Origin of the sequence: Sulfurimonas sp., assembly GCF_023229025.1 — a bacterium.
Classification (GTDB): Bacteria; Campylobacterota; Campylobacteria; order Campylobacterales; family Sulfurimonadaceae; genus Sulfurimonas.
The window spans coordinates 1-14,434 of the sequence record NZ_JALOAA010000025.1 but is presented as its reverse complement, the minus strand read 5'-3'; the positions used below and the strand labels follow the sequence as shown (position 1 = coordinate 14,434).

General features: G+C 35.6%; 16 protein-coding genes. 11 read left to right on the top strand and 5 right to left on the bottom strand.

From position 1 onward, the window contains the following. Positions 1–8 precede the first annotated feature (8 nt). Positions 9–968, top strand: coding sequence for an ABC transporter permease (locus tag M0Q20_RS07295; RefSeq protein ID WP_295059933.1), 960 nt, complete (start codon positions 9–11; stop codon positions 966–968). Positions 969–974: 6 nt separating this feature from the next. Here M0Q20_RS07295 and nusA read toward each other — a convergent pair whose 3' ends face one another. Next, positions 975–2,108 (bottom strand): transcription termination factor NusA, encoded by a 1,134-nt coding sequence (gene nusA, locus M0Q20_RS07290; RefSeq protein ID WP_295059931.1) that lies wholly within the window; start codon positions 2,106–2,108, stop codon positions 975–977. A 178-nt stretch (positions 2,109–2,286) separates the two neighbouring features. Between nusA and M0Q20_RS07285 the strand changes: the two genes are divergently transcribed. From M0Q20_RS07285 to M0Q20_RS07250, 8 genes are read left to right on the top strand one after another with little or no spacing between them, the layout of a single operon-like run. Further along, the gene (locus M0Q20_RS07285; RefSeq protein ID WP_295059929.1) at positions 2,287–2,532 is read left to right on the top strand and encodes an HP0268 family nuclease; all 246 of its coding nucleotides are present in this window, start codon (positions 2,287–2,289) and stop codon (positions 2,530–2,532) included. 9 nt (positions 2,533–2,541) lie between these two features. After that, positions 2,542–3,843, top strand: a complete 1,302-nt coding sequence (miaB, locus tag M0Q20_RS07280; RefSeq protein WP_295059926.1) for a tRNA (N6-isopentenyl adenosine(37)-C2)-methylthiotransferase MiaB — start codon at positions 2,542–2,544, stop codon at positions 3,841–3,843. After that, positions 3,836–4,459, top strand: coding sequence for a lysophospholipid acyltransferase family protein (locus tag M0Q20_RS07275; RefSeq protein WP_295059923.1), 624 nt, complete (start codon positions 3,836–3,838; stop codon positions 4,457–4,459). Before miaB ends, M0Q20_RS07275 begins: the two co-directional genes overlap by 8 nt. Further along, the gene (locus M0Q20_RS07270) at positions 4,449–4,907 is read left to right on the top strand and encodes a hypothetical protein (RefSeq protein ID WP_295059921.1); all 459 of its coding nucleotides are present in this window, start codon (positions 4,449–4,451) and stop codon (positions 4,905–4,907) included. Before M0Q20_RS07275 ends, M0Q20_RS07270 begins: the two co-directional genes overlap by 11 nt. Beyond that, positions 4,885–5,724, top strand: coding sequence for a tyrosine-type recombinase/integrase (locus tag M0Q20_RS07265; RefSeq protein ID WP_295059917.1), 840 nt, complete (start codon positions 4,885–4,887; stop codon positions 5,722–5,724). The genes M0Q20_RS07270 and M0Q20_RS07265 overlap by 23 nt, the downstream gene beginning before the upstream one ends. Then, complete coding sequence (locus M0Q20_RS07260; protein ID WP_295059914.1) at positions 5,721–6,722, top strand: hypothetical protein; 1,002 nt, start codon at positions 5,721–5,723, stop codon at positions 6,720–6,722. The genes M0Q20_RS07265 and M0Q20_RS07260 overlap by 4 nt, the downstream gene beginning before the upstream one ends. Beyond that, a complete protein-coding gene (locus M0Q20_RS07255) occupies positions 6,712–7,236 on the top strand; it encodes a hypothetical protein (protein WP_295059910.1) in 525 nt (174 codons plus the stop codon). The genes M0Q20_RS07260 and M0Q20_RS07255 overlap by 11 nt, the downstream gene beginning before the upstream one ends. After that, on the top strand, positions 7,226–7,762 hold the full coding sequence (locus tag M0Q20_RS07250) for a hypothetical protein (RefSeq protein ID WP_295059908.1): 537 nt from the start codon (positions 7,226–7,228) through the stop codon (positions 7,760–7,762). Before M0Q20_RS07255 ends, M0Q20_RS07250 begins: the two co-directional genes overlap by 11 nt. On the opposite strand, the gene tilS is transcribed toward M0Q20_RS07250, so the two are convergent. Further along, positions 7,745–8,746: a tRNA lysidine(34) synthetase TilS gene (gene tilS / locus M0Q20_RS07245; RefSeq protein ID WP_295059905.1), complete on the bottom strand. Its 1,002-nt coding sequence runs from the start codon at positions 8,744–8,746 to the stop codon at positions 7,745–7,747. The genes M0Q20_RS07250 and tilS overlap by 18 nt on opposite strands. Continuing rightward, on the bottom strand, positions 8,739–10,052 hold the full coding sequence (gene rimO / locus M0Q20_RS07240) for a 30S ribosomal protein S12 methylthiotransferase RimO (protein WP_295059902.1): 1,314 nt from the start codon (positions 10,050–10,052) through the stop codon (positions 8,739–8,741). The genes tilS and rimO overlap by 8 nt, the downstream gene beginning before the upstream one ends. 153 nt (positions 10,053–10,205) lie before the next feature. Here rimO and M0Q20_RS07235 point away from each other — a divergent pair, with 153 nt between their 5' ends. Continuing rightward, positions 10,206–11,363 carry an aminoacetone oxidase family FAD-binding enzyme gene (locus tag M0Q20_RS07235; protein ID WP_295059900.1) on the top strand — a complete coding sequence of 386 codons (1,158 nt, stop codon included), beginning with the start codon at positions 10,206–10,208 and terminating at the stop codon, positions 11,361–11,363. Here M0Q20_RS07235 and M0Q20_RS07230 read toward each other — a convergent pair. Both M0Q20_RS07230 and M0Q20_RS07225 read right to left on the bottom strand, forming a co-directional pair. Further along, positions 11,358–11,720 (bottom strand): DUF488 domain-containing protein, encoded by a 363-nt coding sequence (locus tag M0Q20_RS07230; RefSeq protein ID WP_295059897.1) that lies wholly within the window; start codon positions 11,718–11,720, stop codon positions 11,358–11,360. The genes M0Q20_RS07235 and M0Q20_RS07230 overlap by 6 nt on opposite strands. A 109-nt stretch (positions 11,721–11,829) precedes the next feature. Beyond that, positions 11,830–13,281, bottom strand: a complete 1,452-nt coding sequence (locus M0Q20_RS07225) for an acetyl-CoA carboxylase biotin carboxylase subunit (RefSeq protein WP_295059895.1) — start codon at positions 13,279–13,281, stop codon at positions 11,830–11,832. Between the two features lie 107 nt (positions 13,282–13,388). On the opposite strand from M0Q20_RS07225, the gene M0Q20_RS07220 reads away from it, so the two are divergent. Further along, entirely contained in the window at positions 13,389–14,264 is an 876-nt protein-coding gene (locus tag M0Q20_RS07220) for a GyrI-like domain-containing protein (protein WP_295059893.1), read from the top strand. Positions 14,265–14,434 lie beyond the last annotated feature (170 nt).

Here is a 14,434-nt window from a genome sequence, read left to right as displayed (position 1 = left end):
TTTTTTCAATGAAAAAGCTAATAAAAAAAATACTCTACATACTCTTTATGTTGATTCTTATTTCTGTTATCTCTTTTTTGGCAATTCATGCCGCACCAAACAGCTTTTTTGCAGCAGGTGAGTTAAATCCAAACATGACCGACGAGGCAATAGCCGCACTAAAGGCTGTCTATGGACTAGATAAACCGCTCTTTGAGCAGTATATAGATTGGGTCGTAAATATATTTAGCTTAAATTTCGGTATCTCTTTTGTAAGTGGGCAGGATGTAAGTGCCGAGATATTGAAGCGACTCCCGATAACTCTTATTATAAATATAACGGCACTTGTCGCAGTATTTATCATATCGCTATACTTGGGAATAAAATCAGCTCTAAATTATGAAAAAAAGAGTGACTACATAATTCGCCAAATATCTTTAATCTCTTTTTCTATGCCTTCGTTTTACTTAGCACTTCTTTTTATAATTTTTTTCTCCTTGACACTAGGGTTGTTTCCGATTTCAGGACTTCACTCTGTAGAGCCAAAAGAGGGGTTTGCCTACTATCTTGATATGGCTTGGCACTTGGTTTTGCCTGTAGGAGTTATGATATTTGTAGGAGTGGGTAGCATGATTATCTATATACGCTCCCTAACTCTAGAGATACTAAAGAGCGACTACTACTACTTTGCACTCTCTCGCGGTTTGAGTAAAAAGGTGCTTCTTCGTTACTATATACTTCCAAACTTGCTTCCACCTATTGTTACGCTTTTAGGGCTATCTTTACCTGGTTTGATTGGCGGAAGTGTAATATTGGAGTCTATTTTTGGTATAGAGGGGATGGGGCAGTTGTTTTACATGAGTGCACTTAGCCGTGATTATCCGATTATAATGGGAACTTTAATGATAACGGCATTTTTAACACTGCTTGGGAATATGACGGCGGATTTAATTCTATTAAAATTAAATCCCTATATGAAGCGAAGTTGATTTGTGTTATGAAAATAGTGCTTGTAGAGCGTCAACACTCTCTTTTTGTTCACCATCTTCACTACTTTTGTCAGATTTATCATCATTTTCAACTAACTCTATCTCTAATCCGCTCAACATTGAGGCAAGGCGAATATTTATCCCGTTCTTACCTATCGCTTTTGATTTTTGATCAGGGGAGAGGGTGACAATTGCCTTATGGGCTTCATTGTTTTCATCTTTTACAATCTCAACGCTAGATATTATAGCAGGACTCATAATTCTTGATAAGAAAAGCTCAGGAATTGTTGTGTACTCGATACAGTCTATATTTTCTCCAATTAACTCTTGGCTTACTGCATTGATACGAACACCTTTGACGCCTACTGTAGCGCCTACTGCGTCAACTTGAGGGTGCATACTAACAAGTGCTACTTTTGCTCTCTCGCCCGGAATACGAGCACTTTTTTCAACCACTACGGTTCCATCTGCAATTTCAGGGACCTCAAGAGCTAAGAGCTCCTCTAAAAATTTTGGAGATGTACGTGAGAGTTCAATTTGAATGCCACTCTCTTTATCCATATTTACACGGCGAACAACGGCTTTTAGGTGGTCTCCAACTTTGAATACCTCTCCTTTTATACGACTTTTCATAGGTAATACGGCACGAACTTCATCAACATCTATATATGTAGCATTATTGTCATCAACTCTTGTAACTCTACCTGTAACAAGTGTTCCTATTTTAGCTTTATATTTATTAAAAATTTCATCTTCAACAAGTCTTTGAATGTGGTACTCAATCTCACGGTGAAGTGATGAAGCTGCAGTTCTTCCATACTCTTCTAAATCATGTGGAATCTGAAGCTGATCACCAAGCTCTACCTGATCATCATACTCCCTAGCCTCCGTAATTGAGATATAGGCAGGAGCTAAATCTTCATCTTGTAGTTTTTCATCGTCATCCGCGACAACTGTTATTGTTTGAATAATATCAAGAGTTTTTGTCTCTTTGTTTATTACTGCTTCAAAAGCAAATTTTTGGTTAATTACCCTTTTAGCAGTCTGAATAAATGCCGTTTTTAGGGCCTCTTTTACATTTTCAGGTCTAAGACTTTTTTCATGTGCGATTGCTTCAACTATATCTAGAATTTTTTCCATTATTATTTCCTGGTACAAGGTTATCTCATAAAAAACAGTGCTAAAAAATATTTTTTGGGATTTCTTATGAAGGATGATATTATACCAAAATTAGTCATAAAAATAGCTTTAATACGATTTTTAGTAGAGTTTTACTATAATGCAAGAAAATATAGTATTTAAAAAGTAGGGAGATAGCATGGATTTAAAGTTTGCAAGAACTGATGTTACGACAAAGCCTAAAAAGGCTGAATTAGAGAAGATAGAGGCTACGCTTGAGAAGCAAGAGAGCGCGATTTTTTATTTTGATAGAGAAAACTCACACAAAGATCTCCTAGCACTTCAAGATTTTTTTGAGGCTAAAGGTAAAAGTTTTTATATGAATGAAGTTAAGTACGGACTTGCCGATAATGAGTACATGTATCAAGTTCACATTATAAACTAAGATTTTGTAATGTCAAAAAAGTTATTTATCCAAACATTAGGTTGTGCTATGAATTCTCGAGATTCTGAGCATATAATTGCAGCACTAAGAGAGAAAGAGGGGTACGAGACTACCGATAATCTAAAGATTGCGGATCTTATCTTAATTAATACCTGTTCAGTCAGAGAAAAGCCCGTATCCAAGCTCTTTTCAGAACTTGGAGTTTTTAACAAAAAGAAAAAAGAGGGCGCAAAGATAGGTGTTTGTGGCTGTACCGCATCACATCTCGGGGAAGAGATAATAAAAAGAGCTCCTTATGTAAGTTTTGTTCTTGGTGCTAGAAACGTATCTAAGATAACTGAAGTTCTTCATAGAGAGAGGGCTGTGGAGGTAGATATTAACTATGATGAGAGTGAATTTGCCTTTGATGATTTTCGAACATCGCCCTATAAAGCTTATATAAATATATCTATAGGGTGTGATAAGTCATGTACTTATTGTATTGTCCCAAAAACTCGAGGTGATGAGATATCTATCCCTACAGAACTTATTTTGCGTGAAGCGCAAAGGGCAGTTGACTCAGGTGCTAAAGAGCTTTTTCTTTTAGGACAAAACGTAAATAATTACGGACGCCGATTTTCAGCAGAGCATGAGAAGGTCAATTTTACAGAGCTTCTTCGTCGTCTTAGCAAAATTGATGATTTAAAGAGAATTCGTTTTACCTCTCCGCACCCTTTTCATATGGATGATGAGTTTATAGAGGAGTTTGCAAAAAACCCTAAAATATGCAAATCAATGCATATGCCACTTCAAAGCGGCTCTAGTAAAGTACTAAAAGATATGAAGCGCGGCTATACAAAAGAGTGGTTTTTAAACCGTGTTGAAAAGCTAAGAAGCGTCTGTCCTGAGGTAAGTATAAGCACTGATATTATTGTAGCTTTTCCAGGCGAGAGCGATGAAGATTTTGAAGATACTTTGGATGTCATGAGGAGAGTGGGATTTGATCAAATTTTTTCATTTAAGTACTCTCCTCGCCCAGAGACAGAAGCTGAGCACTTTACAGATGTAATTGACGAAGATGTGGCATCGCAGAGACTTACAACACTTCAAAATCTCCATACAGAGATTTTAGATGAAAAAAATAAGACTCATTTGGGTAAGATATATAACGTCTATTTTGAAGATTTAAACAGAGAGTATCATGTTAGTGGCAGAAGCGATAACAACATAGTCATAAAAGTAAAAGGTTCTGATGAACTTTTGGGTAAGTTTAGAGATGTTAAAATCACTCAAATAGGAAGAACTATCTTAAGCGGAGAAGTTGTTGGGTAAAAAGTTATTTCGTGCTTTAGCACTAATTATTGTGCCTTTTGTCGCATCAATATTCATTAGGCTAATCTACATGACAAACAAAAAAAAATTCCACTCTCCTGATTCTATCCCAGATGAGCCGACAATCTTTGCTTGTTGGCATGGAGAGCTTTTAATGCTTCCTTATTTATACGCAAAATATAGAAAAATACCTCATGCAAAAGTTCTAATCTCAAGCCATTTTGACGGTATGTTGATTTCAAAGACTATAAAATATTTCGGACTTGGTACAATAGAGGGTTCAAGCAATAGAAACGCTACAAGAGTTTTAATGCACGGAATAAGAGCACTTAAAGATGGCTACGATATCGGGATCACTCCGGATGGTCCAAAAGGTCCAAGACATGAGGTTGCAGATGGTATAATAGCCATGGCGCAAAAGGCGAAGGCTAAAATAGTTTTGGTTGAGATAAAGCCCACGAAGTATTGGCAATTAAATAGTTGGGATAAGTTTACTATTCCCAAGCCCTTTGGTACTTTAAATTACTACTCAACATCGCCCATTGATGTTAGTTCAATGGATATGCAAGAGGCGAAGATTATGATGAAAGAGGGGTTATTAAAACATGAAATCTAAAATTTTTATTCCGCTGACTGCTCTTTTTTTGCTTTTTGCTATGGTTGCTTATTTTTTAATTAATCCATCATACGAAAAATCATTAAGAGCAAAATACTACTATGAAATAGGAGAGTATAAAGAGGCTTACTCTTTGGCTAAAGAGGCGTTTAGTTTAGACCTCTACAATCGAATGGCAGCAACAATTATGACGCAGTCACAAACATCTTTGAAGTATGTTTCATATATTGAAGATGCTAAAAAATATATGAAAGTTATAGATGAGATTGCACTTCAAGAGAGTATCTCCGATGCTGATAAGGCAAAAATAAAAATGATATGCGAGATTATGCGTAGTGCTTATATTAAACTAGCACCAAGTGTTGTAACAGATGATGAACTTGTAAAGCTCTCAGCTGAGTATCATAGTAAATTTGAGAAGTTACTTGAAAAAATTAATAGAAGCTAAAAAAAGAGATTTTTTACTATATCTTGAAGAAAATAGGGGCTACTCCGATTTGACTATAAAGAGCTATGCAGAGTCTCTAAGAGAGGCATTTTTGCATATTGAAATAGTTCAAGAGGAGGAGAGTATTCTTTTTAATCTTATGCCGTACCGTATAAAAATCGCATCACTTAATCCAAAGACAATAAGCAAAAAACTAAGCGCAATCCACTCCTTTGTAAACTACTTAAACGACAATCAGATGAGAGTTCTTTTAAACTCTGATGAGAGCGTTAAAATTGCAAAAACTTTGCCAAAACCCATATCACATGAGCATATAGTAAAAGCACTAAAAGAGTGTGAGATAAAAGAAAAACTTGTCGTTGTACTTCTTTATACTCTTGGGTTGAGAATATCTGAATTAGCCTCTTTAACTGTTAAAGATATTTCAGATAAATGGGTAAGAGTTATAGGAAAAGGTAATAAACAAAGAGATATTCCGCTTTTGGCAAACGCAAAAGAGTTACTGGATGAGTATTTGAGTACAACAACGCAAAAAAAGTTTATTTTTGAAAAAAATGGCGAAAAATTAAGCCAAAACAGTCTAAGATATATAGTTATGAATGTCTTTAGAAGAGTTGGATTAAAGGTAACTCCTCACCAGCTTCGTCACTCTTATGCAACCAGCCTTTTAAACTCGAAGGCTCCTATTGCTGATGTGAGCGAGTTGTTGGGACACTCATCTATGGCAACAACACAAATATATACAAAATTGGGCAGTGCATTGAAACAAAAAAATTACAACTCGGCTCATCCTCTTTGCGGAGCTGATAAGTCATGATTGGTAAATTTTTAGAAACTTTATATACAAAAGTTTTTATCAATATTATTGTTGAAAATCTGCAGACAGTTGTATATGTTGAGGTGTGTGCCAAAAAAAATGTTGTACAGAGTACGCATAAAGTATTTGAAACTACTACAATAAATACTAAGATGTATGAGTTTGTCCGCTCATTTTTTAAAGAGACACCGTTTTGTTATATATCTGTTTTAGACAAATCCTCAAATCAAGGTGCAATTCCAACATGTTTGACGTCTGAGATGGATAAATATTGTGATATTAACTCATCAGAATATATCTGCTTCTCAGATGACTGGGCTTTTTATACGTCGGAGTATGACCTAGAAGCTATAAAACATGAGTATAGAAGTATTGGTGTTGATTTTATATTCTCACCTTTTACGATAATGGCTACCTTTTTTAAAGATAAGATAGAGAGTACATTGGCAATGTTTGTCTTAATTGAGGATAGCTATATCTCTTTTAGCATCTTTGAGAACTCCAAACTACTATATGCAGAGCATTTAGATATGCAGCGTCATGAAGATGATGAGGATATGCTCTTGGATACAACTCTAGAGGATGAAGATGACATTGAAGGTATAGACTTAGAAGATATGAGCATCGATGATGACTCTACAGGCTTTGATGATTTTACAAATATTGAAGATTTAGACAGCAATGATGATATGGAAGAGTTTTCGGAGATAGAGGAAATCAAGGAGAGCGTAGAGCAAGATATTGATATCTCAAGCAGTGGGTTTAATGAAGATTACCAGAGATTTTCATTAATACAGAGTGCCCTAAATACATTTTACAAAGATTCAAAATATGATAGTAAATTTGTAGAGACTATATATATAGCAGATGGAGCAGGGGCAACTCCTGAGCTTAAGAGCTACTTGGAAGAGGAGATGTTTTTAAACGTATATATAAGAAAAATAGACTTAGGCACCGCACTGTGTGAATTAGCAAAGGCAGAGGTAGATGAGATATAGTTATATTAAGCCCAGACCAAAGGTAGTTTTTACAAAAGATTTACAGCTTCTTTTTATCTTTTTTGGCGTTACTATTTTTATGCTCTTTAGCACTTATGCTTTTTTACTTTTTAAAGATTATAGATTTACGCAGGAGTTGCAGAGTATAACAGAAGAGAAAAATCAGCTTCGCACAAACATTTCAAAACTTAATGAACAGATTGCAGTTGTAGAGAAACAGAGTCTAATGTCTGAAAAAATATTTACAAAAAATAGCGTTTTAAAAGATAGCATTAACAATCTATTTGATTTAGTACCAAGCAGAATAACGCTCTCTGAAGCAAAAATAATGCAAGATGGGCTTATTCTTTACGGCATTACGCCAAATAAAGATATTTACAATTTTATGCTCCAAGCTCCACTACGCTCAATATTTCACAGAACATACAGCAGTTTTTATCCGGCAGAGAACGGTTGGCTTCGATTTGTCTCAACAAACTATATAGATGAGGAGGAGTTAGGCAGTGAAAATTAATTACTCAAGACAAAATATGTACCTTATTTTCATGACCCTGTTTTTGCTGCTATTTGTTTTAATATTCTCATTTTTAGTATTGATACCGGAGGGTAAAGAGTATAGAATAAAAAAAGCAGAGTTAAAAAGAGAGAACTCGGAACTAAAACAGCTGAGTGATTTCTCTATTGAAAAAGAGGTCGTTCTTCAAAAGCTTCAGAGTGATAACCTCCATGCCATAAAAGCATTTGCAAACAACTTTAGTCCTAAGAGGTTTGAAAAACAGCATAGATTGTTTTTCAGCTCTTTGAGTATTTCTAAAAAAAGCAAGCTTGAGGATGAAGATGATTTTAGTGTTTATGAAGTAAATACAACATCACAGATTAGTTCACCAAAGAGTTTTTATAACTTTTTAGATTCCGTAAATAAGAGTGACTGGATAATAGCGGTAAACTTTCCTATAAATTTTAAAAGAGATGGAGAGATGATTAGCTCATCTTTTACCATGAAGGTTTATAACAGCAAAGAGTCAAACGCCACGAAGTAACTCCTTTACTTTTAAAAAGGCATCTCTATTCTTGTAGAGGTAGGGTCGGAGTTTTGGTTCTATTTTTAAAATTCTGCACTCATCTTTAAACTCCTTATCCATTTTGGGCACCTCTTGCTCATATGGCACAATAAAAACAAACCCTCCATCTTGATTTATGATAAAACGTCTTCCTACGGTAGCGGTAGGGTAGTTTTTAATAACTTCTCTCTCGCTTGCACTTAACATGTAGAGCTGCGACTTTAGATATTTATCAATAGTGAAAATATCGGCTCTTTTACTGCGGGAACTCTTAAAATATGCAAAGCTATCAATGCTCTTTAACTCTGCTTTGTCAATAAGTTCTGCTCTATCTTCATCTATATACTCAAAACTCTTTTTAATTCCGCCTAGATACTTCTCTAAAAGAGGAAGAGAGAAGTTGTGTCTAAATGAGTTTCTTTTTATCTGCTCATCAAGATTGCTCTCATCTTCAAAATAGTGTTTTTCATTTACATGCAGATAAGCTAGAAGCTCTTTTTTATCTAAGTGAAGAAGAGGGCGCACTAGAGTGTAGTCACCTCTATTTTGGATAGTTTGCATCCCTGCTATCTCAACACAACCTGCACCCTTGCAAAACTGCATAAGCATCCACTCAAACCTATCTCCAAGGTGGTGAGCAGTTAATAGATTGTCGTAATCGTACTCTTTAATAAGCTCTTCAAAAAAGTCGTAGCGTATCTCTCTGGCTTTTGCTTCAAAGTTTTTCATAATCTTTGGCGCATTATAAAGATGACATGTCAGATGATGGACCTTTGCTAGTTTTTGCGCGTACGCCACCTCCTCCTTGCTCTGTTCTCTTTTGCCGTAATTTACAATTGCAATGTCAAAATGGATGTTGTGTTTTAAAAGAAGAAAAAACAGAGCAGTAGAGTCTGCTCCGCCTGAGAAGGCTAGGAGGTTCTTTTTGGCTTTAAGATTTAAGAGAGTCTGCTCTTTAAGCATTATCTACTGTTGCAGTTAAAGTATTTCCGACAATGTCAGTAATTTTGGCTCTGTAGAGTTTGCCAAACATTAACTCTTCATCTGCAGTTCTGTCGTTTATATAAATCTCACCGTCAATTTCCGGTGCCCAGAGTAGTTTTTTAGCACTCAAAAGATACTCATGCTCGTCACTCTCAGAGTCTATTATAACTTCAACATCTTTACCGATTTCGCACTTTAGTGATTTTTCCATGGCTTCTAAAGCAATCTTGCCTAAAATATCAGCTCTTTTGTTGATAATTTTTGCCGGAATCTTTTGGCTCATCTCATGCGCAGATGTTGTCTCTTCGTCTGAGTATGCAAAGACATTTATACGGTCAAAACCAAATGTAGATGCAAACTCACACATCTCATCAAACATCTCCTGCGTCTCTCCCGGATGCCCGACAATAAAACTTGTTCGTAAAAATGAGTTTGGAAGTGATTTCATGTACTCTAAGAGTTCTAACGTCTCTTTTTTGCCAAAACCCCTCTTCATAATGCGCAGCATGTCGTCGTTAATATGCTGAATAGGCATATCGAAATAGTTGTGGAAGATCTTGCTTTTTGCTATGTTTTTAAGAAGTGTCATTGAGGTAGTTGATGGGTATAGGTAGAGAATTCTAGCACTCTTTACTCCCTCGATAAGCTCAATCCTTTGAATCAAAAGACTAAGCCCGTCTTTTACGTTTTTGTCTCTTAAGTATGAGCTACTATCTTGAGAGATAAATGAAAAGTCAAAATACCCTTTTGCTACAAGCCCCTCTACCTCTTTTGCAATTGAATCTAAGCTTCTAGAGTTTAGTTTTCCTTTAAAGGATGGAATAGCGCAGAAGCTGCATGCTTGATTGCACCCTTCTGAGAGTTTTATGTAAGCGTGATAAGTTGAGCCGGTAACTATACGCTCGGCACCGTCTATAAGGTACACAGCCTCTGAAAACCTGCTCTTTTTCTCTGTTAAAAGCTCATCAATCTTGTCGTAATCGCCAACACCGGTAAAGATATCAACCTCTGGCATATCTTTTGCCAACTCCTCTTTGTATCTCTCGCTAAGACATCCTGCCATAACCAAAACGGAGTCCTCTTTTCGTGCATCATGAAGATTTAGAACCGTGTTTATAGATTCTTGTTTTGCCGCATCTATAAAACCGCAAGTATTAACTATGATAACATCGGCATCGCTCTGTTCATTAGTTAGTTCAAAGTTTTGAAGTTTTCCCATCATGACTTCGGTGTCGACTAGATTTTTTGTGCATCCTAGAGATACGATATGAAGTTTATTGCCCATTTGTTCCCATTATTTATAATCTTTTTACAATCATACAAAGTGAATGTTTCTGCAGCGGTGGATACTCCACCGTGAAGCCTTAATGTACGAGTATGAGTTGTAAAATATATTTTTCGTATTATAGCTAAAGGTGGCATAAAGTATAATTTTGTCATGAAGATATATGATGTTTTAATACTTGGTGCAGGTGCAAGTGGACTTATGTGTGCCTCAAATTTAAATAGAAGATTTAGCATTGCTCTTGTAGAGGGAAATGCAAAAATAGCCAAAAAGCTAAAGATTTCCGGTGGCGGAAAGTGTAATATTACAAATGTACATGTAAGTCAGGATAATTATTGCGGCGACAAAGAGTTTATATTTAATGTTTTTGAGAGTTTTTCAAGAGATGATTTGTTGAATTATCTACATATAAACGGTGTTGATGCAGTAGTTCGTAAAAATCGTTACTACTTTTGTAAAAACTCTTCTGATGAGATTATAAAAATTTTTAAAAAAGCTACTAAACATGTTGATAGATATATAAATAACGATATCTTGTGGGTAAAAAAAGAGAGTGATTTCTTTGAGATAAAGACCTCAAAAGAGCTTCTAAGAGCAAAGGCTGTAGTTGTTGCAACAGGTGCTAAGAGTTATAAAAGTCTCGGTGCCAGCGATATTGGGTTAAGAATTGCAAAAGATTTTGGCATAAAAACAGAAGAGTTTATACCGGCACTTGTAGGCTTAACCGTTCAAAAAGAGCAGTTTTGGATGAAAGAATTAAGTGGGCTTAGCTGTTACGTTAACATCAAAATTCAGAACAAAGTTTTAAAAGAGGAGCTTCTTTTTACGCACAAAGGCATAAGCGGACCAGCAGTTTTGTCAGCATCGCTTTATTGGCAAAAAGGAAATATTGGAATTGATTTTCTTCCGGAGAGTAATATATTTGAGCTAATAAAAGGGAGTAAAAAGCTTTTAAGTTCTGTAATTCCACTCCCAAAAAGATTATCTAAAGCTCTTTTGGAGGCTTTTGATGTTGAGGATATTGAGTGCAGAAAAATCTCTTCAGATATGAAACAAAAACTACAAAAGATACATGACTATGAGTTTGCGCCTGCAGGAAATTTTGGTTTTAGTAAGGCTGAAGTATGCCGTGGCGGAGTCTTAAGTCAAGAGTTGAATCCATATAGTATGGAAGCGTTAGATGTAAAAAATTTATACTTTATAGGTGAAGTAGTTGATGTTACAGGGGAGCTTGGCGGGTATAACTTTCAGTGGGCTTTTAGTAGCGGTTACATCTGCGCAAAAAGTATAAACGACGCTACAAAACTATAGCTCTTTGAGCCTTTTTTCTATGTACTCTTTAAGTATCGGTGCTTGAGAGTGCTCCGTGTCTTTTGCACCATAGACGAAAGTGACGCTCTTATGTTCTCTTAGTAGGCGCATAAACTCTTTTACTACTTCAGAATTATTATTGAGTTCTTCTATATAACGCTCTTTAAATTTATCCCACTTTATAGGGTCATGAGAGAACCATTTTCTAAGAGGTGTACTCGGCGAAATATCTTTGAACCAAAGATCTATTTTTGCAGCCTCTTTACTAACTCCTCTTGGCCAGATTCTATCAATAAGAATTCTAAACCCGTCATCTTTTCTTGGAGCTTCATAAGCGCGTTTAAGTAAAATAGTCATCTAGATTCTCCTTAATTATCTTTCATTTTATTGAGAGTAGAAATTAGGTATCTGATAATTGTAACAAACAAATATAAAAAAGAGAACAGTAACGATGCTTCGGCTAGAGTTAGTGCCTAACGATTAATTTATGCTCTTTTATTTTATTTATAAGATTTGCTATAAATGATGTCTTCTTCTCCTCTTGGGCTATCGTCTTTGTAGCTTTTAGATTAAAAAGTTCCATCTTTTTATCAAGATAACTTGTGTTTATGTTCCCTGCTGTAAAGTCTGCATCTTTTACGATTTCTCTATGAAGTGGGAGGTTTGTAGTAACACCGTCTATATAAAACTCATCCAAAGCTCTTGAAGCCTTTTTTACGGCACCTTCCCAGTCAAGTGCCCATACTATAAGTTTTCCTATCATTGAATCATAATTAGGCAAAATAGTGTAACCCGTGGAAACACTTGAATCAAGCCTAACTCCCGGACCGCCTGGAGTCATGTAGTTTGTAATAGTGCCGATTGAGGGCATAAAATTGTTCTGAGGATTTTCTGCGTTTATTCTAAATTCGATTGCATACCCACGAAATTTTATCTCCTCTTGAAGATACTTAAGCTTATCGCCCTCTGCAATCTCTATCATTCTCTGAATAATGTCAATCCCTGAGATAATCTCGGTTACGGGATGCTCAACTTGAACCCTTGTATTCATCTCAATAAAGTAGATGTTGTCGTTTTCATCAAGCAGATACTCTACAGTTCCCACGCTTTCATAGCCTAGTTTTAACATCGCTTTTGTAGAGATTCTGTACAACTCTTTTCTAGCTTCAGGATTTAGTCTAGGTGATGGTGCAATTTCTATAACTTTTTGGTGACGTCGCTGTATTGAGCAGTCCCTCTCGCCCAAATGGACTACATTGCCGTATTTGTCTGCTACTATTTGAATCTCAATATGGCGAGGATTTTCAACATATTTCTCAATAAAAACATCCCCTTTGCCAAAATATTTTTTAGCCTCATTTGTTGCGGAGTCAAACATCTCATCAAATAGTTTTGCACTCTTTACTATTCTCATACCTCGTCCGCCGCCGCCAAATGCCGCTTTGATGATAATTGGAAAACCGATTTTTGCAGCGATTTTCCCGCCTTCAGCTTTATCTACTATCGGCTCGTCAGTTCCTTCCAAAACGGGAACACCTATCTCTCTCATAGCGACTTTAGAAGCCATCTTATCGCCAAAAAGTGCGATGTGAGCAGGTTTTGGACCTATAAAAATAACTCCTCTATCTTCACATGATTGTGCAAACTCTGCATTTTCAGATAAAAATCCATATCCAGGATGGATAGCGTCACATCCTGCTTTGAGAGCCAAAGTGATGATTCTGTCATAATCAAGATAAGCTTGAAGTGCGTCTCCTGTTATCGGGTAGCACTCATCTGCTTTTTTTATCCAAATTCCCTCAATATCCACTTCGGAAAAAATTGCCACACTCTTTATATCCAACTCTTTACAAGCTCTAATAATTCTTAGAGCTATCTCACCTCTGTTTGCAACTAATATTTTAGAAATTTTTTTCATCTCTTGTGCCTTGCGGATAAATTTTGCTGAAATTCTATAACTTTAGAAAAATTATTTCTTCACATTTTATGCTAAGTAAGTTATCTGTTTTTGCTACAATAACAACCATGAAAAAGAGAACATTAGAAAAAAGAGTACAAGTTGCAAACGACATCATGTACTATATATATACGCATATAGATACAAACATAGATATGCAGGAGCTAAGTGAAGATTTAAAAATAAGCAGATTTCATATGCATAGAGTATTTAAAGATATATTTTCAAAAAATATTTATGAGAGTATAAAATCCATCAGGCTTCAAAAAGCTTCAAATCTTCTTTTGACAAATAGATACTCAACAATAACGCAAGTAGCAAATATCTGCGGCTACAGTTCTCAAACCTCCTTTTTGCGTGTTTTTAAAGAGCGTTTTGGGATGACGCCAAAAGAGTGGAGAGTAGGCGGATATAAGAGCTATTCACAGCAAATTATAGAGCAGTCACCAAAGGCTAAAAAATCTACCGCAAAGTTTGACTATATAGAGCCTACAATAGTTAAAATGCCTCTTATAGAGAGTTACTACATAAGGCACAGCGGATATAATGCACAGATAAAGCAAACTTGGCAAAAGCTTCAAACATGGGCTTTTAGCAATAATATAACAGAATTTAAACATATCGCGCTCTTTCACGATAACCCGACTATTACGCCGCTAGATGAGTGTCAATATGTTGCATGCATAGCCGTAGATACCAAGACTAAAGTAAAAAGTGATAGACTGCCGAAGTTTAACATTGCTGATGGGATTTACGCCAAGTTTGATTTAGTTGCAAAACAGGGAGATATGCTAAAATTTATGCAGTGGGTATATCATGAATGGCTTCCAAAGAGTGAGTATGAAACTACTACAAAACCGCCTTACGTAATTTACAGAAAAAACAATTATTTATCCTATGACAATGAGTTTGATATAAGTTTTTATCTCTCTATAAAATTTTAAATGTCTAAAGGAATTGTAAAAGATAGGTTAGTTAATTTTAGGTAATTATTACACTTGATAGTAGAATTTATAGGGTAAAGTAATAAGTAAAGACAGAAATTAATTAAGTTAAAAAATTGTCTTGATTTTTTTGACCATTATAATATTGTCAATAAACTTATGTTCATACT